21 protein-coding genes are annotated in these 24,903 nt (G+C 64.2%); 10 read left to right on the top strand and 11 right to left on the bottom strand.

What is annotated here, in order from left to right:
- Window positions 1-242 precede the first annotated feature (242 nt).
- Window positions 243-1,835, bottom strand: coding sequence for an APC family permease (locus tag DXT59_RS02565; protein WP_116135367.1), 1,593 nt, complete (start codon window positions 1,833-1,835; stop codon window positions 243-245).
- A gap of 447 nt (window positions 1,836-2,282) precedes the next feature.
- On the opposite strand from DXT59_RS02565, the gene DXT59_RS02560 reads away from it, so the two are divergent.
- Window positions 2,283-2,486 carry a cold-shock protein gene (locus DXT59_RS02560; RefSeq protein WP_102645243.1) on the top strand — a complete coding sequence of 68 codons (204 nt, stop codon included), beginning with the start codon at window positions 2,283-2,285 and terminating at the stop codon, window positions 2,484-2,486.
- A 129-nt stretch (window positions 2,487-2,615) separates the two neighbouring features.
- Here DXT59_RS02560 and DXT59_RS02555 read toward each other — a convergent pair whose 3' ends face one another.
- Window positions 2,616-3,866 (bottom strand): Hsp70 family protein, encoded by a 1,251-nt coding sequence (locus tag DXT59_RS02555; protein WP_116135415.1) that lies wholly within the window; start codon window positions 3,864-3,866, stop codon window positions 2,616-2,618.
- Window positions 3,867-4,055: 189 nt separating this feature from the next.
- Between DXT59_RS02555 and DXT59_RS02550 the strand changes: the two genes are divergently transcribed.
- Window positions 4,056-5,528 carry an MFS transporter gene (locus tag DXT59_RS02550; protein ID WP_116135366.1) on the top strand — a complete coding sequence of 491 codons (1,473 nt, stop codon included), beginning with the start codon at window positions 4,056-4,058 and terminating at the stop codon, window positions 5,526-5,528.
- 30 nt (window positions 5,529-5,558) lie between these two features.
- Here DXT59_RS02550 and DXT59_RS02545 read toward each other — a convergent pair whose 3' ends face one another.
- On the bottom strand, window positions 5,559-6,854 hold the full coding sequence (locus tag DXT59_RS02545; protein WP_116135365.1) for an MFS transporter: 1,296 nt from the start codon (window positions 6,852-6,854) through the stop codon (window positions 5,559-5,561).
- 247 nt (window positions 6,855-7,101) lie between these two features.
- Between DXT59_RS02545 and DXT59_RS02540 the strand changes: the two genes are divergently transcribed.
- Together DXT59_RS02540 and DXT59_RS02535 are read left to right on the top strand one after the other, a co-directional pair.
- The gene (locus DXT59_RS02540) at window positions 7,102-7,764 is read left to right on the top strand and encodes a TetR/AcrR family transcriptional regulator (RefSeq protein ID WP_116135364.1); all 663 of its coding nucleotides are present in this window, start codon (window positions 7,102-7,104) and stop codon (window positions 7,762-7,764) included.
- 41 nt (window positions 7,765-7,805) lie between these two features.
- Window positions 7,806-8,393 carry a DUF1415 domain-containing protein gene (locus DXT59_RS02535; protein ID WP_116135414.1) on the top strand — a complete coding sequence of 196 codons (588 nt, stop codon included), beginning with the start codon at window positions 7,806-7,808 and terminating at the stop codon, window positions 8,391-8,393.
- On the opposite strand, the gene DXT59_RS02530 is transcribed toward DXT59_RS02535, so the two are convergent.
- A complete protein-coding gene (locus tag DXT59_RS02530; protein WP_116135363.1) occupies window positions 8,390-9,226 on the bottom strand; it encodes a class I SAM-dependent methyltransferase in 837 nt (278 codons plus the stop codon). The two genes, DXT59_RS02535 and DXT59_RS02530, sit on opposite strands and share 4 nt — an antisense overlap.
- Before the next feature lie 336 nt (window positions 9,227-9,562).
- Here DXT59_RS02530 and DXT59_RS02520 point away from each other — a divergent pair, with 336 nt between their 5' ends.
- Complete coding sequence (locus DXT59_RS02520) at window positions 9,563-9,886, top strand: DNA-binding protein (protein ID WP_116135361.1); 324 nt, start codon at window positions 9,563-9,565, stop codon at window positions 9,884-9,886.
- On the opposite strand, the gene DXT59_RS02515 is transcribed toward DXT59_RS02520, so the two are convergent.
- From DXT59_RS02515 to DXT59_RS02505, 3 genes are all read right to left on the bottom strand, one after another.
- On the bottom strand, window positions 9,883-11,052 hold the full coding sequence (locus tag DXT59_RS02515; protein ID WP_420823353.1) for a methyltransferase: 1,170 nt from the start codon (window positions 11,050-11,052) through the stop codon (window positions 9,883-9,885). The two genes, DXT59_RS02520 and DXT59_RS02515, sit on opposite strands and share 4 nt — an antisense overlap.
- A 152-nt stretch (window positions 11,053-11,204) precedes the next feature.
- Window positions 11,205-13,118 (bottom strand): methyl-accepting chemotaxis protein, encoded by a 1,914-nt coding sequence (locus DXT59_RS02510; RefSeq protein ID WP_116135360.1) that lies wholly within the window; start codon window positions 13,116-13,118, stop codon window positions 11,205-11,207.
- A gap of 261 nt (window positions 13,119-13,379) precedes the next feature.
- Entirely contained in the window at window positions 13,380-15,290 is a 1,911-nt protein-coding gene (locus DXT59_RS02505) for a putative bifunctional diguanylate cyclase/phosphodiesterase (protein WP_116135359.1), read from the bottom strand.
- A 363-nt stretch (window positions 15,291-15,653) separates the two neighbouring features.
- Here DXT59_RS02505 and DXT59_RS02500 point away from each other — a divergent pair, with 363 nt between their 5' ends.
- From DXT59_RS02500 to DXT59_RS02490, 3 genes are all read left to right on the top strand, one after another.
- Window positions 15,654-16,160, top strand: coding sequence for an Lcl C-terminal domain-containing protein (locus DXT59_RS02500; protein ID WP_116135358.1), 507 nt, complete (start codon window positions 15,654-15,656; stop codon window positions 16,158-16,160).
- 87 nt (window positions 16,161-16,247) lie between these two features.
- Window positions 16,248-16,784 carry an Lcl C-terminal domain-containing protein gene (locus DXT59_RS02495; protein WP_116135357.1) on the top strand — a complete coding sequence of 179 codons (537 nt, stop codon included), beginning with the start codon at window positions 16,248-16,250 and terminating at the stop codon, window positions 16,782-16,784.
- A gap of 79 nt (window positions 16,785-16,863) precedes the next feature.
- A complete protein-coding gene (locus DXT59_RS02490) occupies window positions 16,864-17,421 on the top strand; it encodes an Lcl C-terminal domain-containing protein (protein ID WP_116135356.1) in 558 nt (185 codons plus the stop codon).
- Between the two features lie 80 nt (window positions 17,422-17,501).
- Here the strand turns inward: DXT59_RS02490 and DXT59_RS02485 are convergent, their stop codons facing one another.
- The 3 genes from DXT59_RS02485 to DXT59_RS02475 all read right to left on the bottom strand — a co-directional run bounded on the left by DXT59_RS02485 (window position 17,502) and on the right by DXT59_RS02475 (window position 21,949).
- Window positions 17,502-19,154, bottom strand: a complete 1,653-nt coding sequence (locus DXT59_RS02485) for an L-lactate permease (RefSeq protein WP_116135355.1) — start codon at window positions 19,152-19,154, stop codon at window positions 17,502-17,504.
- 171 nt (window positions 19,155-19,325) lie between these two features.
- A complete protein-coding gene (locus DXT59_RS02480; protein ID WP_116135412.1) occupies window positions 19,326-21,500 on the bottom strand; it encodes a malate synthase G in 2,175 nt (724 codons plus the stop codon).
- 44 nt (window positions 21,501-21,544) lie between these two features.
- Window positions 21,545-21,949 (bottom strand): heme-binding protein, encoded by a 405-nt coding sequence (locus tag DXT59_RS02475; protein ID WP_116135354.1) that lies wholly within the window; start codon window positions 21,947-21,949, stop codon window positions 21,545-21,547.
- A 397-nt stretch (window positions 21,950-22,346) separates the two neighbouring features.
- On the opposite strand from DXT59_RS02475, the gene flhD reads away from it, so the two are divergent.
- Together flhD and flhC are read left to right on the top strand one after the other, a co-directional pair.
- Complete coding sequence (gene flhD, locus DXT59_RS02470; RefSeq protein ID WP_116135353.1) at window positions 22,347-22,664, top strand: flagellar transcriptional regulator FlhD; 318 nt, start codon at window positions 22,347-22,349, stop codon at window positions 22,662-22,664.
- A gap of 13 nt (window positions 22,665-22,677) precedes the next feature.
- Complete coding sequence (gene flhC, locus DXT59_RS02465; protein WP_116135352.1) at window positions 22,678-23,202, top strand: flagellar transcriptional regulator FlhC; 525 nt, start codon at window positions 22,678-22,680, stop codon at window positions 23,200-23,202.
- A gap of 58 nt (window positions 23,203-23,260) precedes the next feature.
- On the opposite strand, the gene DXT59_RS02460 is transcribed toward flhC, so the two are convergent.
- The gene (locus DXT59_RS02460; RefSeq protein ID WP_116135351.1) at window positions 23,261-24,829 is read right to left on the bottom strand and encodes an MFS transporter; all 1,569 of its coding nucleotides are present in this window, start codon (window positions 24,827-24,829) and stop codon (window positions 23,261-23,263) included.
- Between the last annotated feature and the right edge of the window lie 74 nt (window positions 24,830-24,903).

The raw sequence follows: 24,903 nt of genomic DNA, 5'->3' as shown, positions 1-24,903 counted from the left end.
ATGACTGGCGCTCGCCGACGCGTTGCGCAGCGGCGAAGGCGGGACGATTAGCCCCTACCTCGGAACGTTAGGCTTTTCCGACGCTTCGACCGTGTTATCGGCGAGAGGCAATGAACTCTTTAATGATGAATCGCCGCTTCATGACGAGCCGCCAAAAAGCAGACAGCCCGATCGGCATATGCCGATCGGGCTGTCTATTCGTGGCCTGGACGCCTCGCGCACTAGGCGCGCGGAGCGATCGCCTAAACGCCGACGCCTTCGAGAATGTCTTCCTCCGATTCGCGCTCGTCGAGATAGCGCGTGCGGTATCCCGTGTTCACGCCCCAGACGTAGAAGCCGAGCGAGATCACAGCGACGACGAGCATGTCCCAGCCGTACGGCAAAACGTTCATCCCGCCGAACTGCTTGCTGCCGATAACCGACAGTACCGCCATCGTCGGCAGATACGCGACGAGCCACCAAGCCGCCTTCAGATCGGCACCCCAGCCACTAAAGCCCGACTTGCCTTGATAGTAGAAATAGACGGGCAGCGCGACGACCATCAACAAGATGATTTCGCCCGTCAGCGGCCACTTCGCCCAGTAAAGGACCAGCGAGGCGCAGACGAAGGCGAACGGCGCGATCAGGTTCATCAGTGGCAGCTTCAGCGGACGCTCGACGTCGACGGCCGTGCGGCGCAGCGCCATCAAGCTGATCGGACCCGTCAGATACGAGATCACCGTGGCGACCGAGATCACGGCGGCCAGCGAACTCCAGCCGCGGAAGAAGAACATGAAGACGAACGAAACAGCGAGGTTGAACCACATCGCGTTACGCGGCACGCCATAGAACGGGTGCACGTTGCCGAACATCTTCGGCAGCGTGTTGTTGCGCTCCATCGCGTAGATCATGCGGGTCGTCGTCGCCATGTAGGTCGTGCCGGTGCCGCTCGGACTCACGAACGCATCGACATAGAGCAGGATCGCGAGCCAGTTCAAGTTCAGCGCGAGGGCGAGTTCCGCGAACGGCGAGGCGAAATTGAAGTGGCTCCAGCCCTTCACGACGTCGGCCGGATTGACCGCGCCGATATAGGCGACCTGCAATAGAACGTAAATCACGAGCGCGAGCAGGATCGAACCGATCACGGCGAACGGCACGCTCTTGGACGGATTGCGCGCTTCGCCCGCCAGGTTCACCGGGCTTTGGAAGCCGTTGAAGCTGAATACGATGCCGCTCGTGGCCACGGCCGTAAACACAGCCGACCAGCCGTACGGCGCGAACGAGCTGGAGGTGCCGAAGTTCTCGCTATGAAAGCCCGAGAGCAGCAGGCCGAGGATCGTGAGACCGGGAATGATGAACTTGAACACGGTGATGGCCGTGTTTGCGCGAGCAAATACTTTCACGCCCCAGTAGTTCAGCATGAAGTAGACGATCACGAGCAGCGCCGACAAGAACAAGCCCGGTGGCGTGAGCGATCCGTTCAAGAACAAGTTGTGCGCCCACTCGTAGGGCCACGTGCTCATGTACTGGATCGACGCCTCGGCCTCGATCGGAATGACCGAGACGATGGCGATCCAGTTCGCCCATGCGCTGATGAAGCCCACGAGCGCACCGTGCGAATAGCGCGCATAGCGCACCATGCCGCCTGATTCCGGGAACATGGCCCCGAGCTCGGCATACGTCAACGCGATGGCGAGGATGACGACGGCGCCGATGATCCATGCGCACAAAGCCGCCGGCCCCGCGATCTTTGCCGCCTTCCACGCACCGAACAGCCAGCCGGACCCGATGATCGAGCCCAAGCCCGTGAGCATCAGCGCAAATGGCCCGATGTTCCGTTGAATAGAACTTTTCACAACCTCTCCTTGGGGGGATATACGAATGGCGCGCGGGTGGGGGACACGCGCTGATTCTGCAAGAAACGTGCAACCGATGCGGGCCGTGCGGCGAGGGGGAAACCGCAACCCGGCGCAACCACATCGCGCGGCGCGTAGTTTACCGGGTGCAATCACTTAATTGGTGCAAAATGATCCGGCACCAGCAAAAAAAAGATCATGAGACGAAAGCTTTGTAAGAGGATTTCAGCGTGCGTAGACGAATACCCATGCTGCGGCGCGAAATTGTGTTGACCTTGGCGCGGTTTCGCCGTATAAAGAGCGTGCAGGATTTCAAGTGGCGAGTGTGTTGATTGGTCTTTCGTAGGTCGCCCCCATCAGGTACTCCGGTTGTCCTATTACCCCCTTCCTTGATTTTCGTGCGCTCCCAGGCTTCGGCCTTTTTTACCCAATTTAGGAATACGTAATATGGAAACCGGTACCGTCAAGTGGTTCAACGACGCTAAGGGCTTTGGCTTCATCACTCCCGATGGCGGCGGCGAAGACCTCTTCGCGCACTTCTCGGAAATCCGCGTCGACGGCTTCAAGACGCTCCAAGAAAACCAAAAAGTGTCGTTCGAAGTGAAGACGGGCCCCAAGGGCAAGCAAGCCGCGAACATCAAGCCGCTGTAAGGCGCTTGGCTGCGCTAAAAGCGTTTAACGCTTTAGCGCCGTGACATGCCGCGAAGCACCTCGGGCTTCGCGAATAAAAAACCCCGCTTATCGCGGGGTTTTTGTTTTTTTACCAGTCGGCTCGATGCGCTAAGCAAAGATGCGTTGAGCATGAATTCCCAGGCCCGCCGCCACGCTCGCGAGCCGGTCGCCGAAAACCGGTTTGGCGTCGGGAAACGCCTCGCATAGCGCGTTCGTCAGGAAACGCAGGCCCGTCGTGCCGCCCGTGAAGTAGAGCGCCTCAACGTCGCCGAGCGCCACGCCCGCGGCGTTCGCCGTCTCGCGCGCCGCGTGCGCGATGCGCCGCGCCTCGTCCGCGCCCGCCGCGATCAATTGAGCCTCGTCGAAGGCGATGCGCAGATCGGCCTCGAGGTCGTCGAGGTCGATCGACGTTTCGCCACCGGCCGCCACGCCGATCTTCGCCTCTTCCGCGCGGGCCGCGAGCGAATGCCCGAGACGGCGCTCCACCACGCGCATGAGCCGTTCGTGATGCCGCACGTCGCGATACAGGTGCCGCATCAACGCGAGCTCGCCGATCCGCTTGCCCGAATAAATCGTATTGATCAGATGCCAGGTGGCGAGATCGAAATAGATTCGGTTCGGCACCTCGCGGCCCTCGGGATCCAGCGCCCGGTAGCCGAGTTCCGGAAGAATGGTCGCGAGTTCGACGCGCCGGTCGAAATCGGTCCCGGCTACGTGTACGCCATGATGAGCAAGCACGTCGTCCTTGCGATCGATCCGCCCCACCCGTTGCGGACCCACGCGCACGAGCGAGAAGTCCGAGGTACCGCCGCCGATATCGGCCACGAGTACCAGCGCTTCGTGCTGCAAACGCGATTCATAATCGAACGCCGCGGCGATCGGCTCGTACTGGAAGTGAATCTCCTTCAAGCCCGCAGAACGCGCGGCTGTCTCGAGCTGCTGCTGGGCCAGTTGATCGGCGCGCGGATCGTCATCGACGAAAAACACGGGGCGCCCCAGAACGGCGCGCTCGATCGTCGCGCCCGCGCACGCTTCGGCCTGCCGCTTCAAAAACGCGACGAAGATCGCAATGATCTCGGTGTACTTGATGGCGCTGCCGTCGCCCAGGTCGGTCGCCGTTTCCGCGAGCGACGAACCGAGGATGCTCTTGAGCGAACGCATCAGGCGCCCGTCGAAACCATCGATGTACTCGGCCAGCGCAGCCCGGCCATAGGCGCGCCGGTGCTCGTCGGTATTGAAAAAGACGGCTGTCGGCAACGTCGTATGCGCGCCCTCGACGGGCGCGAGCATCATCGTCTCGCCGCGCGGCAAGGCCACGGCGGAGTTGGACGTGCCGAAGTCGATCGCACAATAGGGCATCGCTTGCATCGCAACTCGCTTTATGCGAACAGAAGGGAGCGCTTTTTATCACGAACTGCCCAGGCGAGCAATCCGTGCGCCACTCCAACCGGCTTCTCGCATGCCAGGCACGCGACGTGCGGCGCAGGCGGGCGGCTTGCCGTCGCCCGTACGGCCGGCCGTCACCGCATCCGTCAGGAGAAAGCCCAGATGAGCCTGGAGACCGCGGCGCCCATTCCCGCCTCGCGCACCGACGTGATCGAGACCGACCTGCCTTCGCGGCTCGATCGCCTGCCCTGGGGGCGCTTTCACACGTTAATCGTCGTCGCGCTCGGCGTCACCTGGTTACTCGACGGGCTCGAGGTCACGTTGGCGGGCGCCGTCGCCGGGGCGCTCAAAGCGAGTCCGTCGCTACATCTGACCGATGCCGATATCGGCCTGGCCGGCAGCAGCTATATCGCCGGGGCCGTGCTCGGCGCGCTGGGCTTCGGCTGGCTCACCGACCGCCTAGGCCGGCGCAAGCTGTTCTTCGCGACGCTCGGCCTGTACCTGGCCGCGACGGCCGCCACGGCGCTATCCTGGAACTTCGCGAGCTTCGCGGCGCTGCGTTTTTTGACGGGCGCGGGTATCGGCGGCGAATACGCCGCGATCAATTCGACGATCCAAGAATTCACGCCCGCCCGCGTACGCGGATGGACCGACCTGGGCATCAACGGGACGTTTTGGGTAGGCGCGGCACTCGGGGCCGGCGGCTCGCTCGTATTGCTCGATCCGCGCCTCATACCGGGCGACTGGGGCTGGCGGGCGTGCTTTTTTATCGGGGCGGCGCTCGCGCTGGTCATCGTTTTCATGCGCGTGTGGGTGCCTGAAAGCCCTCGTTGGCTCCTCACGCACAATCAGCCGGGGGAGGCGAAGCGAATCGTCGAGCAGATCGAGACGCGCTTTCGCCGTCTCGGCCGCCGTCCGCTCACGGACGAGCTGTGCACGCTGCGCTTCGCCCGGCGCGAAAACACGCCGTTCGCCGAGGTCTTCGAAGCGCTCTTCGTCACGCATCGGCGGCGCTCGCTCGTGGCACTGGCGCTCATGACGGCGCAAGCGTTCTTCTACAACGCCATCTTCTTCACTTATGCGCTCGTCCTCACCGATTTTTACGGCATACCCGGCGGTGAAGTCGGCTGGTATCTGCTGCCGTTCGCGCTCGGCAATTTCCTCGGTCCCATCGTCCTGGGCCATGCGTTCGATGCGATCGGGCGGCGTGTCATGATCGCGCTCACCTATGCGCTGTCGGGCCTCTTGCTGATCGGCAGCGGCTATTTGTTCGCGCGCGGCTTGCTCACCGTCAGGGAGCAGACGATCGGGTGGATGGTGATTTTCTTTTTTGCCTCGGCGGCCGCGAGTTCGGCCTACCTCACCGTCAGCGAATCGTTCCCACTGGAAATCCGCGCACTCGCCATCGCCGTGTTTTATGCCTTCGGCACCGCGCTCGGCGGCATCGCGGGTCCGGCCTTCTTCGGCACACTCATCGATACGCGCGAACGCGCAGCCGTGTTCGAGGGATATGCCGTGGGATCGGCGTTGATGCTGGCCGCCGCGATCATCGCCGCCGTGTGGGGCGTCGATGCGGAGCGCAAACCGCTCGAGCACGTCGCGACGCCGCTATCGGCGTTGCGCGACGCACCTTAGCAGCACGTCGAGCCGCGGCGCATGGCGCCGTTACGCGGTTGTCGCCGCGGCCGAAACGGGACGCGCGGCGCCGTGACGGTGAATGCGCAGCACCAAGAGCGACGCGACCAAACAAAGTCCGCCCGAGATCATCGACGCCACCGTATAGGTGCCGAGGCTCGAACGCAGCAGCCCCGCGCCATAGGCGGCAAACGCCGCACCGAGCTGATGCCCCGCGACGACCCAGCCGAACACGACCGGCGCCGACTCCTTGCCGAAGACGTCGGTGGTCAGGCGCACCGTCGGCGGCACCGTCGCGATCCAATCGAGACCATAGAAAACCGCGAACACCGGCAAACCGAAAAAGTCGATGCCGAACGCGTGGGGCAGATAAATCAACGAGAGCCCGCGCAAGCCGTAGTACCAAAACAGCAGCACGCGGCTATTGAAGCGGTCCGAGAGCCAGCCCGACAGCGTCGTGCCGAACAGATCGAAGATACCCATGGCGGCCAGCAGCGACGCGCCCTGCACTTCGGTGAGCCCATAGTCCCCGCACATGGCGATCAGGTGCGTGCCGACGTAGCCGTTCGTGCTCGCCCCACAGATAAAGAAGCTGAAAAAGAGCAGCCAAAAGTCGCGCGACTTGCTGGCGGAGGCCAACGTGCCGAAGGCGATCGCGAGCGGATTTTGCGCGGATTGAGCGCCGGTGCGCGGCGCATCGTGCGGCTCGCCATAGGGGCGCAGGCCGACGCTCGCCGGGCGCTCGGGCAGCAAGAACACGACGAGCGGCAACACCAGCGCGGCGACGCCGGCCACGATCAAGACGACGGGCCGCCAGCCGTGATGCTCGGCCACGGCCGCGAGCATCGGCAAAAAGACGAGCTGGCCCGTGGCGGAGCTGGCCGTCAGCACGCCCATCACGAGCCCGCGCCGCTGGACGAACCAGCGGTTGACGACGGTCGCCGAGAGCGTCAACGCCGCGACGCCCGTTGCGCCGCCGACCATGACGCCCCAGATCAGCACCATCTCCCAAGGCGCCGTCATCAACGACGACAACGCAACGCCGCCCGCCATCACCACGAGCGCCGTCATCAAGGTCGGCCGCACGCCGAAGCGCTGCATCGAAGCGGCGGCAAATGGACCGGTGAGGCCGTATAGTGCGATGTTGACCGAGATCGCGAGCGAAATCGTCGCGCGGCTCCAGCCGAATTGATGTTCGAGCGGCACCATCATCACGCTCGGCGTCGCGCGGGTGCCGGCGGCGGCGAGCAGCACTAGGAACACGACGGCCGCGACAACCCAGCCGTAATGCGCGCGCCCGTTCATTCTTGTTGCGATCCAGTTCATCGGCACTCCCGTCGATGCGCGCGGCGCCCCGGTGGGCGATCTGATGCGCGTGGTTGGCATGCTGCGTTCGAAGATCCCCCGATCGCCCTATCCGAGAGACATTCGCTCATTTGTTACTAACCTGTCACAACTGCGAGTTGCCATCGTAGTTACCGATCGGTAACATGTCAAGCAGGTCAAGTTCGTAGTCATGCACGATCGAGCGGCAAGCGCGAGAATCGCCACCGCTCCCACTGGACGAATCCCGATGAAAGACAGACATGCCGAGGCCTCTCGCCCGCGCGCATCGGTCGCCAAAACGGCTGCCGGGCGCACGCGCCCCCATACCGCCGGCGCAACGGCGCAGCAACTGCTGCTGCGCGCGGCTAGCGAACTCTTCTATCAAGAAGGGGTTCGCGCGGTAGGCGTCGATGCCGTCGTCGAGCGCGCGGGCGTCAACAAGATGAGCCTGTATCGGCAATTCGCTTCGAAAGACGATTTGGTTGCGGCCTACCTCGAAGAGGCGAACGACTGCTTTTTCGGGCATTTCGACAAAAGCATCGCGATGCACCCGGGCGAGCCCGTGCGGCAGATCGCTCAGTATTTCGAGGATTTGACCTGGCGCGCCTCGCGCGAAGGCTATCGCGGTTGTCCGTTCGTCAATGTCGCCGCCGAATTTCCCGATCCCGCCCACCCTGCGCGCCAAATCGTTGCGCGCAACAAGGCGCAACTCATCGAGCGGCTCACCGAGCTGACGAGCGCCGCGGGCGCCGACGATCCGGCCGGCTTGGCCGACGCTCTGGCGCTGCTCATCGAGGGCGTCTATGCGTCGAGCCAGACATTCGGGCCCGGATGCGGGCCGATCGCCTCGGCACCGCGCGTGGCGGCTCAGCTCGTGGCGGCGGCCTGCCGGCAAGGCGCCGCGGCGTAAAATGCCGCCTTTTGCAAAGCAGCACGGAAAACACCATGTCGATGCTTACCGGCCACCCGCCCGCCGATGACGAAGTGATCGCCGCCACGCGGCATTGGCTCGTGCGCGCGGTGATCGGGTTGAATCTGTGCCCATTCGCGAAGGCCGTCCACACGAAAGGACAAATTCGCTACGTGGTGAGCGAGGCGCGGGACCTCGAAGGCATGCTGTCGGTGTTGGAAGCGGAGCTGAAGGCGCTCGACGAAGCCGATCCCGAAAGCATCGATACGACGCTGCTGATTTTTCCGCAGGCGTTCACCGACTTCCTGGAGTTCAACGACGCGCTCTTTTTCGCCGATCGGCTGCTCGGACACTTGCGCCTCGACGGTGAGTTGCAAATCGCAAGCTTCCATCCGCGCTACCAGTTCGAGGGCACCGCGCCGGAGGACATCGAAAACTACACGAACCGGGCGCCCTACCCGATTCTGCATTTGCTGCGCGAGGCAAGCGTCGAACGGGCGACGCTTGCGTTTCCCGACGCCGCCGACATCTACGAGCGCAATCAGGAGACGATGCGCCGCCTCGGCCACCATGGCTGGCGCGATTGGATGAGCATCGCGACGGACGCACCCCCGCGCTCGTCCGATTAGGCCGGCGTAAAAAACCGCTCGCGCAGCGAATCGAGGCCGAACGTATCGAGCACTTCGGCCAGGCGCTCGGAGGGCCGCCGCCGCGGCAAGTCCTTGAACTGAGCGACGATGAGTTCGTTCTTCATCGAATGCTCCCAGCCGACGAGTTCCGTCACCGACACTTGATAGCCATGCGCTTCGAGTTGCAGGCAGCGCAGTACATTCGTGATTTGGCTGCCGAACTCGCGCGTATGCAGCGGATGCCGGTAGATCTCGGCGAGCGCGCTGCCTAGCGACTTGCTTTTGTTGCGCCGAAGCACGCCGGCTACCTCGGCTTGGCAGCACGGCACGAGCACGATATCGCTGGCATGCTTTTCCAGCGCGAAGCGAATCGCATCGTCGGTCGCGGTATCGCAGGCGTGCAAGGCCGTGACGACGTCGATCGTCTCCGGCAGCCCCGACGAGGCGATCGAATCGGCCACCGAGACGTTCAAGAAGGACATCCCCTCGAATCCCAGCCGCTCGGCCAACTCAGTCGATTTGTCGACGAGTTCGGCGCGCGTTTCGATCCCATAGATGCGCGATCCCGTCCCCGGCGGTAGGGACTTGAAAAAAAGATCGTAGAGAATAAAACCAAGGTAGGACTTGCCCGCGCCGTGATCGACGAGCGTGACCGCGCCGCGCGTTTGCACGGCGCGCGCGAGCAACGGCTCGATGAATTGGAACAGGTGGTACACCTGCTTGAGCTTGCGCCGGCTGTCTTGGTTCATCTTGCCGTCGCGCGTCAGGATATGGAGCTCCTTGAGCAGTTCGACGGATTGGCCGGGGCGAATTTCGTAGGTTTTGGTCGACATAGTGGCACCGCGCTCGCGCAAGTCGCCGCCAGCGTGCGACAGCCTACAGAAGCGCAAAAACAATCGCGTCAGTTTACCGAAAAGCGCGCAAGACGCTCAAAAGCCGGCTGGAACGATTCATGCGTGGACGCGCAGACGCATTTTTCTCCGTTCCGGCAACGCGAGGCGAAACCTCGCGACCGCACGGCACGGCAAGGGCCGCGGAGCCCGCGGCGCCTTTAGCGCGAAGACGAATCCGCGCAAGCGTTACGTAACGGTTACGTCGCAAGTCGACGCCGAGCGCGGCGGTGTCGATCGCCCCGGCGAGCAGGTCACGTTGAACAAAGGATGACAGCTATGGCTACGATACCCAACGGAGATGCGGAGCAGAAGTTTCAAGCGATGCTCGCCAATCTCCTTACGCCGCCCTCGGGCTGGTCCGAAAAACAGCAGTTGGAACTGGAGATGGCGCGGGACATTTCGGTGGAAATGCTTCGGCTCGCCGAGTCGATGCGCGATTCCGATCCCGGGCTCGAGGCCCTGCTCACGCTGCTCAAATACGCGAAGGTCGTCGACTTCATTTTGACGACGCTCGCGTCGCGACGCGATATCCGCCCGCAAACGCTGCGCGTCATCTTCAAGCTCGCCGGATTGAAAGTGGACGAAGCCTATCCGGGCTAAGGCGTGGTGCCGAGCCGCCACAGAGACGTGACCTCGGCCGCTCGGGCGCGATGAAGGGGATCGGAAGGATCCGCCGCCTTGGGGTGGACCGGCCGAATATCGTCACGGCCGATCACGCGCAAACCCGCCGACTCGATCATGCCGAGCAGTGCCTCACGTGTGCGCAGCCCTAAATGCTCGGCAAAATCGGACAGAATCAGCCACCCTTCCCCGCCGGGCTCGAGGTGCGCCCCCAGGCCGTCCAAAAATCCGCGCAGCATACGGTTGTCGGGGTCGTAGACGGCCCGCTCGATCGGAGCGCTCGGCCGCGCGGGCAGCCACGGCGGGTTGCAGACGATCAGCGGCGCGCGCCCCTCGGGGAATAGATCCGCCTCGCACACCTGAACTTGCCGCGCGAAGCCGAGGCGCTCGATGTTTTCGCGCGCGCAAGCGAGGGCGCGGGCGTCGGCGTCGGTCGCGACGATCCGTTCGACACCGCGCTTGGCGAGCAGCGCGGCGAGTACGCCCGTGCCCGTGCCGATGTCGAATGCAAGCGCCTTCGAAGGCAGCGGCGCGCGCGCCACGAGATCGACGTATTCGCCGCGCACCGGTGAGAACACGCCGTAGTACGGATGAATGCGCGCGCCGAGCGCCGCGATTTCCACGCCCTTCTTGCGCCATTCATGCGCGCCGACCAGCCCGAGCACCTCGCGCAGCGAGACGACCGACGGCGCACCGTCCCCCTCGCTCGGTTCGCCATAGGCTTCGAGGCAGGCCTGCGTGACGTCGGGCGCGCGCCGCAGCGGGATCGAATAACCGGCGTCGAGGGGAATCAACACCATGCCGAGCGTGCGGGCTCGTTGCGCCTGCATCTGCCGATGGGCGTTGAACGCGTCGAGCGGCGTCGCGGCCGGCTTGCGCGGCTTACGGTCGATGCGGCGGGCCATGGCTTGCAGCAATTGCCGGGCGTTATGGAAGTCGCCATGCCAGAGCAGCGCAATGCCTTCGCTCGCCTGACGATAGGCTGCATCGGCGCTCATGCGGTCGTCCGCGAGCACGACGCGCCGGGGCGGCGCGACGCCGGCTTCCGAACGCCAGCGCGCACTGTGAGTTTGGTTGCCGTCGGTCCATTGGATGACGGGAAAGGTCGGATCGGTGGTCACTAAGCAAAAGCTGGGAAAGGTCACAAGCCGACACGATACCGCGCTTTTGCGTCGCCGCCCTGCGCGCGGTGCTGACGATTGCCCGCACCGCGATCCGATAGGCCTCTGCTGGCGTAGATGCGTCCGATGCCGCCCGGCTCGGACGGCATCGATACCCATGACGCTATACGCCGCGGTCAGACCTTGAACGCGCCGACGACACCCGACAACGCCCCCGTCTGGTCTTGCATCGACCGGGCCGAGGCGGCCACTTGCTCGACGAGCGCCGCGTTTTGCTGCGTCGTCGTGTCAAGTTGCGCGATCGCTTGATTGACCTGCTCGATGCCGCGGCTTTGTTCGCCGCTTGCCGTCATGATCTCACCCATGATCGAGGCGACGTTCGTCGTGGCCGTGATGATGTCGTTCATCGTCTGGCCCGCCTGTCCCACCAGCGCGCTACCCGATTCGATCTTATCGGCCGAATCGGCTATCAAGGCCTTGATGTCCTTGGCCGAAGCCGCCGCGCGTTGAGCCAGATTACGCACTTCGCTTGCGACGACCGCGAACCCGCGCCCTTGCTCGCCCGCGCGCGCCGCTTCGACGGCGGCGTTCAACGCGAGGATGTTCGTCTGGAACGCGATGCTGTCGATCACGCCGATGATCGCCACGACCTTTTGCGACGACTCGTTGATCGAGTTCATCGTCTTCACGAATTCGTCGATCACCTCGCCGCCGCGTGCCGCCGCGCTGGACGCCGCGGTCGCGAGCGTATTGGCTTCGCTCGCGTTTTCGGCGTTCTGCTTGACGGTGCCCGTGATCTCTTCCATCGAAGCCGCCGTCTCCTGCAACGAAGCGGCTTGGGCTTCCGTGCGCGCCGAGAGGTCTTGGTTGCCGCTGGAGATTTCACGCGAGGCCGACGAGAGCGACGCCGCGCCGCTCACGACTTCCTGCACCACCCCTTGCAAACGTGCGACGAAGCGATTCAGGCTGCGCGCCACGGCGCCGAACTCCTGGCCGCCCGTCTCGGGCACGCGGCGCGTGAGGTCGGCTTCGCCGGCGGACAGTTCGTCGATGTTGCGCTTGAGCGAGGCCAGCCGGCTCATGAACGCGCGGATACCGGCGATCATCACGATCAACAGCAAGATCGCCATCGGCACCTGCACCGCGGCCAGTCCTGCCAGGATACGGTTGCTGTTGGCCATCAGCATCGAGGAAGGAACGCTCGTCGCGATGAACCACGGGCTGCCCGGGATCGGCGCGAGGAACATCGTCTGCTCGCCGTCGGACGTATCGAACCGGCCGCTCGCCTCGCCGCCCGATTGCACCTCGGGCAGCAGCTTCTGGATCTCGGCCGCCATCGGTGAGCTTTGCGCGATGTCGGACACGTTCTTCAACACGATGTTGCCTTGAATCTTCGTGCTATTGCTGACGATCTTGCCGTCGGCTTCGACGATCAGGATCTGGCCGTGGATCTTCTCCTCCATATCGGCCACGAGACGGTTGAAGAAGCCGAGCGTCACGTCGATCGTCGCGACGCCGTAAAGCTCATCGCCCTTGTAGATCGCCATCGCGCAGTTCGTGCGCGGCTGCGGACTCGCGTCGTCTTGGTACGCCTTCGCCCACTTGCAGTGGCCCTTGGGCGCCGTCTTGCCGTTCTCGTACCAGGGTTGCTCCCAATACTTGAGCGACTCGGGCGAGTTCCAATGCGTGTTGACCGCGAGCTGGCCCGATTGGGCGTCGCGCGCGTAGAACGTGCTGAATTTGTCGCGGCCGGCCTCGCGCTTGTTGGGCAACGGCCAGATGCCGCCGCCGAAGACGTTTTGATCGCCGTACTGATCGACGAGCGCCGGCAGCAGTTTGTCGATCTGATCGCTCTCGAGTTGCGCGACCGTCTGCGTGATGCTGCGCTGCTGCGCTTCCACTTGCCGCAACTGCTCGCTGATGCGCACGGAGATTTGGTCGACGTTGGAGGCGATCACCTTGCCTTCGAGCGTCGCGAGCTTGGGGGTCACGAACAGCCGGACGACGGCGAAAGTCGCAATCAGCAAAGCGGCGAACGCGACGCAGGCGACGATGGTAAAGCGGGTCTGAGTGGACGCGGGGGCTTTCATCTAATTGTTGTCGGAAAGGGGTAATCGAAAGAACTCAGACTGTCTAACGGCAGATGATTGCCCGTCCTGAAGATAAATATCGAGGGGCAGTAGAACCAGCATTCGAGGAATGGGGCTCGAGCCGGTTGCTGCAATGCGATGCCGATCGCTTACTGCTGCAGCGCAATAGCCCGCACGCAGCCGTGGACACGGCGCTCGGCGCCGGCGACCCGCCGCACGCAGCGCACAAATAGGCAAAGCGTACGTACGACGCGCTTCATTTCAAATGGCCGCGAGGCCGCGATAGTGACCGCTGCGCTCGCCGCTCGCCGCGACGGGAAGCACAGCGCCTTGCAGGAGGAGTCGCGTGGCCGCGTCGGCGTCGAGCGGCTTGCTGAAGAGGAATCCCTGCGCCTGCACGCAACCAAGGCCGATCAAAAACGCGCGTTGCGCCTGCGTCTCGACACCTTCCGCAATGACCGATAACCCGAAGGCGTTCGCCAGCGTGACGACGGCGGTGGCGATCGCGCCCGAGTCCCCGGCGCCGATCCCGCGCACGAAAGCGCGGTCGATCTTGATACGGTCCACCGGCAAAGCGCGCAGTTGACCCAGGCTCGAATAACCCATGCCGAAGTCGTCGATCGCCACCCGCATGCCGAGGCGGCGGAATTGAGCGAGGTGCCGCGCCGACGCCTCGGGATTTTTCATCAGCGCGGTTTCCGTCACTTCGAGCTCGAGCAGCGCGGGATCGGTACCGGTCTCGAGCAATACGCGCTGAAACGTCGCGACGATGTCCGCCCGCTGCAATTGCAGAGGCGAGACGTTGATGGAGACCGGCACCGGCTCCAGTTGAAGCTCGCGCCACATCGCGACTTGTTCGCACGCTGCGCGCAATACCCACTCGCCGAGCGCGGCCACGAGCCCCGAGGCCTCGGCTACCGCGATGAAGTCGACCGGACTCACGATGCCTTGCTCGTCGTCGCGCCAACGAACGAGCGCTTCGAGTCCGCGTACCTCGCCCGTGCGCATGTCCACCTGCGGCTGGTAGTTCAAATGCAGCTTTCCGCCCTCGATCGCTTTCCTCAGACGCCCCGACAATTTCAGGCGCGCATCGGCCTCGCTGCGCATGCTATGCCGATAGAACTCGAAGCAATTGCGGCCGCGTCCCTTGGCCACATACATCGCCATGTCGGCCGCGCGTATCAACGATTCGGCATCGGCGCCGTCCTCAGGAAAGGTACTGATGCCGATACTGGCACCCACCACCAATTCATGTCCCGCGACCATCAGCGGCTGAGCGAGCGAGCGCAGCACCGCGCTCGCCAGCGCCTCGTCCTCGTGCGACCGGCTCACGATGACGAATTCGTCGCCGCCGTAGCGCGCCACGAGATCGTCGTCTCCGGTACAGGCCGCGAGCCGCTCGGCAACCGCGACGAGCAATCGATCGCCGACGTTGTGCCCGAGCGCATCGTTGACGGTCTTGAATGCGTCGAGATCGATGAACAAAACGTGGACCCGCGCGGCGCCGGTAATCATCGCCTGCAGCTTGGCGGTGATCGTCATCCGGTTGACGAGTCCGGTCAGGCCGTCGCGCTCGCTGAGCTGACGCAGGCGGTGCGAGCGGTCGCTGAGCTTGATGTAGACGTCGTATGTCGTTTTAGCCAGCACGAGCGGATAGCCAATAAGGACCGGCAGCCATGCCAATGCCGCGTGCAGATCCATGACATGTTGAATCTGCGCGCCGAATAGCAGCACCCCGGCTCCGGCCCCAAGGGCCATGGCCGCTAGACCGCAACCGAAGAGCCGCCATCCGCCGGCCGCCATGTTGTCGATCGCGAACATCAGAAACACGACCGCGCTCGCGATCGGTGCGAAGTGCACGGCAGCGACGAACCACCCACCGCTGAACGAATCGACCATGAAATTCCAGCGCTCGCGCACGAGCGGCTCGCGCGCGTTGCGGACCCGCAGATAGGCTAGATGGGGCCATGCGAAGCACACGGCCGCGATCGCCGCGGCGACCCACACGGGCGCGCGCTGCGAGTGCAGCAAAATCATCAGCGGAAAGAAACCGACCCCAAATCCGAAGAGGCGCAGCACGTAGATGCGGCGCACGAATCCGGCGCCCGCGCGCACGGTATCCGCGCCTAAGGCGCCGGAGGTTGCGGTCGAGCGGGGCGACTCAAATTGCATGTCGAAATAGTACGGCGCGGTAGCGCCCTTTTAAGCGCGGGCACATTGGAGCAAGGTGCTCTTTGTACTAACGGTCATCCGTCCTAAAAGTTTAGACAAAAGATCGGGCGGTCGCCTAAGAGCGCATGATGCGCGGCGCACCACGTAGCGGGCGTTCGTCGCAGCGAGCCCCCGTACACGGCGCACCGTCGGCGAACGAAGGTGCATGTCCACCATCGACGTCTCGCAGCGACCCGAAAGGAGGCCGCGTTCTCTCGCGGAAATACGCCAGGGTTCACCCTCGTGCTCCTCGTCATCGGAAGGAATTTCCTACTCGGTCAGTCGACGCTCTGTTCAAACCGTAAAAAGTAAGGAGTGCGAATCATGACCGAGTTCGTCAGGCATCCGATCGCCGGTACGCCGGCCGTCGGCGAATACTGGGAGGGACAAGGCGGGATCTACGCAGGCATCATGCCCGACTACGAAGGGTCGTCCCCCTATCACCTCGTGCTGTCGACGCATGAAGCCGTCGATGTGAAATGGGGCCCCTATGGCATAGCGGAAGACAAGGCGAGAAGCCCGCATGACGGATGGGCGAACACCGCCGCGCTGACACGCTGCGAGCATCGCCATGAAGCGGCGCGTTGGGCGGCCGCGTACCAGAAGGATGGTCGCACCGATTTCTATTTGCCCGCGCAGCGCGAACTACAAATGGCCGCCGCTTCGTTGCCCGACCAGTTTTCTCGTTCTGATTGGTATTGGTCGAGCACGGAGGACTCCGCGCAAAACGCGCAAGGCGCCAATTTCAACGGCGTGGAACTCGGGCCGCTATTCAAGTCGTTCGCCGGCCGTGCTCGCGCGGTGCGGCAGATATTCGTCTCGGACCATTGAAAGCCGAAAAACGGGCCCCGCATCGAGATTCGCGAGCGCCCGATTACCCACCCGCGTTCCGGCGCGGGTTCACCTGGAGGAATCACCATGACGGAAACGACGACTCAACGGTTGACGCTGGCCGACGCACCGGCGATTGGCCAGTACTGGGAAGGACAAGGCGGCATCTACGCCGGCATCATGCCCGACTACGAAGGCACCGAGCCCCGCTTTCTGATCTTCGCCGCCGACGAGGCCGGCGGCGTGCGGTGGGGCGGTCTCGGCGGCCTCGAAGAGAGAGCGGGCAACACCGATCACGGCTGGGCGAACACGCAGCAGTTGGCCGAATGCCGCCAACGGATGCATACGCACGAAGCCGCGCGTTTCGCGGCGACCTACGAGAAGGATGGACACGACGACTTCTACTTGCCCTCCAAGCGCGAACTGGATGTTGCCTATGAAACGATTCGCGACACGTTCGACGCGACCGACTGGTACTGGTCCAGTACCGAAAAATCGAAAATACTCGCGTACGGACGCAACTTCGGCGACGTCGATTTGACCACCATGCTCAAGTACATCGACGGCCGAGCCCGGCCCGTCCGTTCGTTTCCGGTAGCCGCCGCCGAGCCGGCCGGTAGCTGAATCGCGCTCATCGCGTGGTAACCCGCCCGCGGAAAACCGAGGGCGGTTGATTCATTCGAAGTCATCGAAGGGAGCGACTGTGACAGAAACCACCAACGGCGTGCGGCTCGCCGATGCGCCGCCGCTCGGCGAATACTGGCAAGGCCAGGGCGGACTCTACGCTGGTGTGATGCCCGACTACGAAGGTCATGAACCTCGAGCGCTGATCGTCGGAGAGCACGAAGCCCTCAATGTCGCCTGGGGCGGCGCAGGGGATGCCGAAAACGGCGCGCACGATAAAACCGACGGCCGAACGAATACGCGGGATCTCGTCGATTGCCGCCACCTGGCCCATGCCCACGATGCCGCTAGGTTCGCGGCCGGCTACGAGAAGGACGGCCACAAGGATTTCCACTTGCCGTCGAGACGCGAGTTGGACGTCGTCTATGAAACGATTCGCGATACGTTCGAGCCCACGGCATGGTATTGGTCCAGCACGGAACAGACGAACTTGCTCGCGTGGGGCCGCAATTTCGGCGGCGCGCGTGTCGAAAGCAATCTGAAGGACCTCCCGGCACGCGCGCTGGCGGTGCGATCGATACCCATCATCGAGAATGGGCCGCCGGCGAACGAACCGCCCTGCACTAAGAACAGCTAGCGTACGGGCGAGTCGGCGCGAGACGCCGGCGTCGCGCTCGCGCGCCGGCGGGAACATCGGTGCGACGCCGACCCGGTCCTCTACCGCGGCAACGCGGGAATCATCCACGTGAGCAGATGCTGTTGCAGGAACACGAGTACGCCGAGCAGCAGCGTCAAAAAAACGCTGTGCCAGAACGTGCGCGCGAAGACGACGCCTTCTTGGCCCTTGAGGTCGGTGGTCGAGACACCCGTCGCGATGTTTTGCGGCGAGATCATTTTGCCCATCACCCCGCCTGACGAATTCGTGGCCGCCATCAGCACCGGGTCCAGACCCAATTGCCGCGCCGCCACCACCTGCAAGTTGCCGAAGAGCGCATTGCCCGACGTGTCGCTGCCCGACAAGAACACGGCAATCCAACCCAGCGAAGCGGATACGAGCGGGAACAGCGCGCCGGTGGAGGCGACGCCCGTGCCCAGCGTGTAGCTCATGCCCGAGTAGTTCAGCAGGTAGGCCAGGCCCACGATCATCATGACCGTGACGATTGCGATGCGCGTCTGCCGCCACGTCGCGCCGATGCATGAGAAAAACTCGGCCGGCCGCATCCGCGAGATCGCCGCCGTAATGATCGCGGCGAGCAAAATGGCCGTGCCGGTTCCGAGCGGCTGGAAGTCCCAGACGGCCGCATACGGTTTGTCGTAGAGCGAGACGAACACCGCGTTGTGCAAGCCGGGCCATGTGATTTTCACGTCGCCGATCATCGCGATGTTAGCGTGCACCCAGACAATCACGACAACCGATACGACGATCCACGGCAGCCATCCGCCCCACCCTCCGTGCGTTTGCGCCGCGCCCACGCCGACGAGCGTATCGCCGCCTCGCGCGACCGCGAATCGGGCATCGGGCTCGGGCCGCCATACCTTCAAGAATCCTATGGTAACGATCAGCGAGCTCAGCGACGACAGGACATCGGTCAATTGATAGCTGAGGTAATTCGACGTGACGAACTGCGCGAGCGCGAAGCTACCGCCCGACACGAGCAGCGCGGGCCAAAGCTTGCCGATCGATCGCCAACCGCCGTACACGCCCACGACGTAAAACGGCAGCAACAGCGCGAAAAACGGCAATTGACGGCCGACCATCGCCCCGAGCGTGACCGGATGCAGCGACGTGACCGCGCCCAACACCGTGATCGGGACCCCCAGCGCGCCGAACGCCACGGGTGCGGTATTGAAGATGAGGGCGAACGTAATCGCGTCCAGCGCGGGAAAACCCAGCGCGATCAACAGCGCGCTCGTGATCGCGACGGGCGTGCCGAAGCCCGAGATGCCTTCCAGCAAGCAGCCGAACGAAAAGGCCACGACGAGCAAGACGAGACGCCGGTCGTCGGGCAGGTTATCGAGCATCCATTGGCGGAACTGGTCGAACCGCCCGGTCTTCACCGCAATGTTGTAGAGCAAGAGGGCGTTGAAGACGATCCACATGACGGGGACGAGCGCGAGCGCCATGCCGGCGCCGACGGCATCCAAGGCGAGCCCGGCCGGCATGCCCCAGACCCCGACGGCGATGACGAGGCCCGTGATCAGGCCCGCCAACGATGCTTGCCAGGCGGGCCGGCGCAACACGCCGAGCATGACGAGCGCGGCCGCGATCGGCAACGCCGCGACGATGAACGAGAGCAACAGAGAATGCCCGACCGGTGTAAGTGGTTGCGCATACACCGTTCCGGGCGGAAGCGCCGCAGTTGGATTCATCGCGTCTCCTATCGTAGTGGTAAGCCGAGCGGCACGTCGGGCCCGCCGCACGATGCGTCGGGCCTTGCGCCCTCCACTAAAGGATAGGTAGGACCATTGATGAATTGAAAGCAGGGAAACCACGCGGGCGCCGCCCACCCCGGGGACGGCGCCTTGGCTCTACGCCTGCTCTCAGCCGCCGCGCGACTCGCGCTTCTTCTCGAGCCGGAATCGATGCAGCAATGGCTCGGTGTAGCCGCTCGGCTGCGTCCGGCCTTCGAACGCGAGCGCGCAAGCCGCCTTGAAGGCAAGCGATGCCGCATAGTTCGGCGCCATGGGCTGGTAGTTGGGATCGCCGGCGTTTTGCTTGTCGACGACGATCGCCATGCGCTCGAACGTCTGTTGCACGTACTCGGGCGTCACGACCCCGTGGCGCAGCCAATTGGCAATGTGCTGGCTCGAAATGCGCAGCGTCGCGCGATCTTCCATCAAGCCGACGTTATGGATGTCGGGCACCTTCGAGCAACCGACGCCCTGATCGATCCAACGGACGACGTAACCGAGAATGCCTTGGGCGTTGTTCTCGACTTCGCTGCGGATCTCGTCGTCCGTCCATTGCGCGCGTTCGACGACGGGTATGGTCAGCAAGCCGTCGAGCAGCGTATCGCGCTCGGCGGCATAGTCGATTTGCTCGAGCGAGCGCTGCACGGCTTGAACGTCCACTTCGTGATAGTGGAGCGCGTGCAACGTGGCCGCCGTCGGCGACGGGACCCAGGCGGTATTGGCGCCCGCGCGCAGTTGGGCCCCTTTTTGTTCGAGCATCGCGTGCATCAAGTCGGGCATCGCCCACATGCCCTTGCCGATCTGCGCTCGCCCGCGCAGCCCACACGAGAGGCCGACGAGGACGTTGTTGCGTTCGTAGGCCGCAATCCAGGCCGAGCTTTTCATATCGCCCTTGCGCAGCATGGGTCCCGCTTCCATCGCCGAGTGCATCTCGTCGCCAGTGCGATCGAGAAAACCGGTGTTGATGAAGGCGACGCGGTTGCGCGCCGCGGCGATCGAGGCGGCCAGGTTGACGCTCGTGCGGCGCTCCTCGTCCATGATGCCGATCTTGATCGTGTTCGCGGGCAATCCGTAGAGCGCTTCCACGCGCGCAAACAGTTCGTCGGCAAACGCCGCTTCGGCCGGGCCGTGCATCTTCGGCTTGACGATATAGATCGCCCCGGTGCGCGAATTGCGGCGGTTTTGACGGTCGTGTAAGGCGCATAGGGTCGTCACGACGGCGTCGAGGATGCCCTCCGGGATTTCACGGCCGTCGGCGTCCAGCACGGCCGGCGTCGTCATCAAATGCCCGACGTTGCGCACGAACAGCAGCGAACGGCCGTGCAGCGTCAGCGTGCCGCCCGCGCTCGCCTGGTACGTGCGGTCCTCGTTCAAGCGGCGCACGAATGTCTTGCCGCCTTTCGAAACCTCCTCGGTCAGCGTCCCCTGCATGAGGCCGAGCCAGTTGCGATACAGCGCGACTTTGTCCTCGGCATCGACGGCCGCGACCGAATCCTCGCAGTCGATGATCGTCGTGACCGCGGCTTCGAGCACGACGTCGTTCACGTGCGCGGCGTCGGTCTTGCCGATCGGCGCGCCGGCGTCGATCCGGATTTCGATGTGCAGGCCGTTGTGCTTGAGCAGCACGGCCGAAGGCGATTCGGGCGCGCCTTGATAGCCCGCGAACTGGGTAGCCGACGCCAGACTCGCCTCGCCCGCGGAGGTGCGCACGACGAGTTGTCCATCACGCACGGCATAACCCGTTGCATCGCGGTGCGACGCCCCCGCGAGCGGCACCGCGCGGTCGAGAAACGCGCGCGCGTATTCGATGACGCGCGCACCGCGCACGGGGTTATAACCGCCTGCGCGCGTCGCGCCGCCGTCCTCGGCGAGCGCGTCGGTGCCATACAGCGCGTCGTACAAACTGCCCCAGCGGGCATTTGCCGCATTGAGCGCATAGCGCGCGTTCGACAAAGGCACGACGAGCTGCGGGCCCGCCTGCTCCGAGATCTCGCTATCGACCTGCTCTGTCCCGACTTTCACCGCGCCGGTCGCCGCGGCCAGATAACCGATTTGCTCCAGAAACGCACGGTAGGCGCGCACATCGCGCACCGGACCCGGATGGGCCCGGTGCCATTCGTCGAGCGCGGTTTGCAGCCGGTCTCGTTCGGCGACGAGTGCACGATTGCGTGGGGCGAGCTCGTGCACGAGGGCGGCAAAGCCCTCCCAGAATGCTCGAGGGTCGATGCCGGTGCCCGGCAGCGCCTCGCGCTCGATGAATTGGCTAAGCGCCGCGTCGACGCGCAGCCCGTGGTGGTCGGTCATGTTCATAGTGCGAGTATCGTTGCGTGGGAAATCGGCCCGCCAGCTCAGGTTGCGATGCTCTGGATCCCTGCTTTGGCGACTTGTGCGTCCTGCTCCGACTTAACGCCGGACACGCCCACCGCGCCGACGACTTGGCCGTCGACGAGGACGGGCACGCCGCCTTCGAGCGTGCCGGCCAACGGCGCGCTGAGAAAAGCGGTACGGCCGCCGTTAATCATATCCTCGTATGCCTTCGACTCGCGCCGGCCCAGCGCCGACGTGCGCGCTTTTTCCATCGCGATGGCCGCACTCGCGGGCGAGGCGCCGTCCAGCCGCAAGAGTGCGAGCGGATGACCACCGTCGTCGACGAGCGCGATCGCGACCGGCCAGCCGTGCTTATGCGCTTCCGTGCGTGCCGCAGCCATGATGGCGTCGATTTCGGCCAGCCCGAGTACCGGTTTCGTTTGCATTGTGAATGCTCCCAAGGTCAGAGAAGATGGTTGACGGCGTCAAGGATACGTCCCCGCCGCACCACAGCATAGGTGCCGACCGGAGGCGGCAGTTAAGCGAAATCGCATGTGCGGCATCAGCGATCGGGCCGCGCCGCCGCGCGAGGCAGCGTGCTGCACCGCACACGGACATTGGCTGCGCAACGCGCCCGGCGGCGCTGCTCAAAACGTATGCCCGCTCACGTAGGAAAAGGCTGACAAGCGCAGCGGCGCGGACGACACCATGTTCCGCCGCGGCTGATTGGTACAAACGACCATATGAACAATACTTACGTCAGACGCATGCACCACGCCACGCAGCGCGATAGGCGGTTCGACGGGCGCGGCATACCACCACAATCCCCTGCGGAGACGTACCTTGGACAATCGTGAAGTGCTCGAATCGATACGCGAAATCAACCTGTCGTATTTGATGCTTGCGCAACACATGCTGGGTGAGGACTACGCCGAGGGAATGTTCAAGCTCGGGTTGTCGGCGCAAATGGCCGAACTCATCGACATGCTCACGCCCGCGCAAACCATCAAGCTGGCTCAATCGGAGAACATCGTCTGCGACTTCCGTTTCGACGATGCCGCGATGCTCACGGCACTGACCACCCTCGACAAGGGCCTCGACGCCACTGCCACGCACGCGGCGATCTTGCTTGCCGCGCAGCCCGCACGCCAATTCGCTTAAGAGGGAGCCAGCCATGCCGAAAACGAGCCTGATCGAAGAAGCCAACGAAGTGTCGCGCGCCGTCGCGCTCATCGAGCTGGGTGCCCGTATGCAGGTACTCGAATCGGAGCTCTCGCTCTCGCGCGAGCGGCTCATTCGCCTGTACCGCGAAGTGAAGTCGGAGTCGCCCCCGAAGGGCATGCTGCCCTCCTCGGCGGACTGGTACATGACGTGGCAAGCCAACATCCACGCCTCGCTGTTCTATCACACGTATTCGTTCCTCAAGCAGGAAGCGCGCTGCTCGCACGTCGATGCGCTGACCAAGGGTTACCGGCTATATCGCGAGCATTGCGCGAACACCGGCCTGGAAGCCCACCTCGATTTGACGCGCGCCTGGACCCTCGTGCGCTTCTTCAACGGCGGCATCCTCGAAATGCACCAGTGCTGCCGCTGCAAAGGCAAGTTCGTTTCCTATAAGCACGACCTGCCCCGCGCCAAGGCGTGCGTCATGTGCCAGCCGCCCTCGCGCGCCGGCAAGAAAGCGAAGACGCTCAATTAATCGGGACGCAGACGCGCATCGACGCGTTGTCCCGGCCCATCCGTGCGCGAAACTTCGATCAATTGCACGCGGGCATCCGGGACTTCGTCCGCTGCGGATCCTCGTGCGCGTGCCCGCGGCCGAGGAAACCGAACACCAGCAACGCGGAGAACACCGTGATCGCGGCCAGCACATCAAGCAGCGAGTGAAAAGCAACGCCGTAGACATGGATCAATTCGCGGCTACCGATCCCGCGGATCCAGGCCGACGCCGCCGGCACGTCGCCCATCGACAGCCGGTTGGCGGCATGTTCGAGCGCGGCTTCGCTTGCGCCTTGCTGCGAGACTCCATGCAACCCAGACTCGATCAATCCCGCGAAGAGCGCCGCGACAACGGCTAACGCGATCCCCTCGCCGGCCACGCGCGTCGTGTTGAAGATGCCGGCCGCCATGCCCGCCCGCTCCTTCGGCACGACGCTCACCGCGAGCGCATCCATGAGTCCCCACGGCAAGCCCACGCCCGTGCCGATGAGCGACATCGCCATGAGCAGATTGCCCACGCTCTGCCCCGGTGCGCACTGGGCGAGCCAGACATGCCCGCAGGCGCAAAGCAACAAGCCCACCCCGGCGACGATGCCCGGCGCGATCGTCCGCGCGAGCCATGCCGCGATCGTCGGGACCACGAGCATCGGTGCCGACAACGCGAACATCATCCGGCCCGCGGCCACGCTATCGAAGCCCTCGATACCGATGAGGCGGATCGGCAACAGCACGAGCAGCACGACATACGAGTAGGCCGGCGCGGCGGCCAGAAACTGCACGCCGGCAAAGCGCGGATAGCGCAACAGCGCGAGTTCGAGCATCGGACGCGCGGAGCGCAACTCGATCAAGACGAACGCCGTTGCCGCCACAGCGGACGCCGCGACGAGCCCCAGCACCGCCCCCCCCGTCCAGCCGCCGTCCGGTACTCGCAACACCGCATAGGTGAGGAGCGCCAGGGCACAGGTGAAGGCGGCGGCCCCGGGCCAATCCACACTGGCCGCCAGCGGATCGCGCGTCTCGCGCATACAGACAGCGCCAAGTACCGACGCCATCGCGCTCACCGCGGTGACGATCGCGAAGACCGCGCGCCAACCGGAATGCTCGACCAACGCACCGGCGAGCACGGGTCCGAACGCCAGCCCAACACCGAACGTCGTACCGAGCAAACTGAACGAGCGCGTGCGCGCATGGCCCTCGAACTCCTGCGCGAGCGCCGCGGCGCCGGCCGAAAGCGCGGCCGCCCCAGCCATCCCTTGCAATGCACGCGCGAGATCCAAGGCGAGCAAGCTCGGCGCGAGCGCGGCGAGTATCGAGGCCAGTGCGAAACCGAGCGTGCCGAATAGAAACACGCGTTTGCGCCCGTAGCGATCGGCGAGCGTCCCCGCCACGAGCAGGCAACTGCCGAACGCCAGCATGAAGGCATTGGTCACCCAAGCGAGCGCCAGCGGCGAACCGCCAAGCCGGCCCGCGATCGCGGGCAGTGCCAATGCCGGTCCGGTGAAGCTCAACGGCATCGACAGCGCGGCCAAGCAAACGGCGCCTAAGATCAGCCGCTTTTCCAGCGTGCGCGGCGGCGCGACTTCTGTCTCGCACAAGTTCGTACCCATGGCTCCCTCGGACGACGTAGTGGTTCTCATCGCCGATGCGTCACCGATGGGGTCGAAGATGCGCCCCCTTGGTT

It is taken from the genome of Trinickia diaoshuihuensis, assembly GCF_003390925.1.
GTDB lineage: Bacteria > Pseudomonadota > Gammaproteobacteria > Burkholderiales > Burkholderiaceae > Trinickia > Trinickia diaoshuihuensis.
Note: the sequence above shows the minus strand (reverse complement) of the source record. Positions and strands in the feature narration are given on the sequence as shown.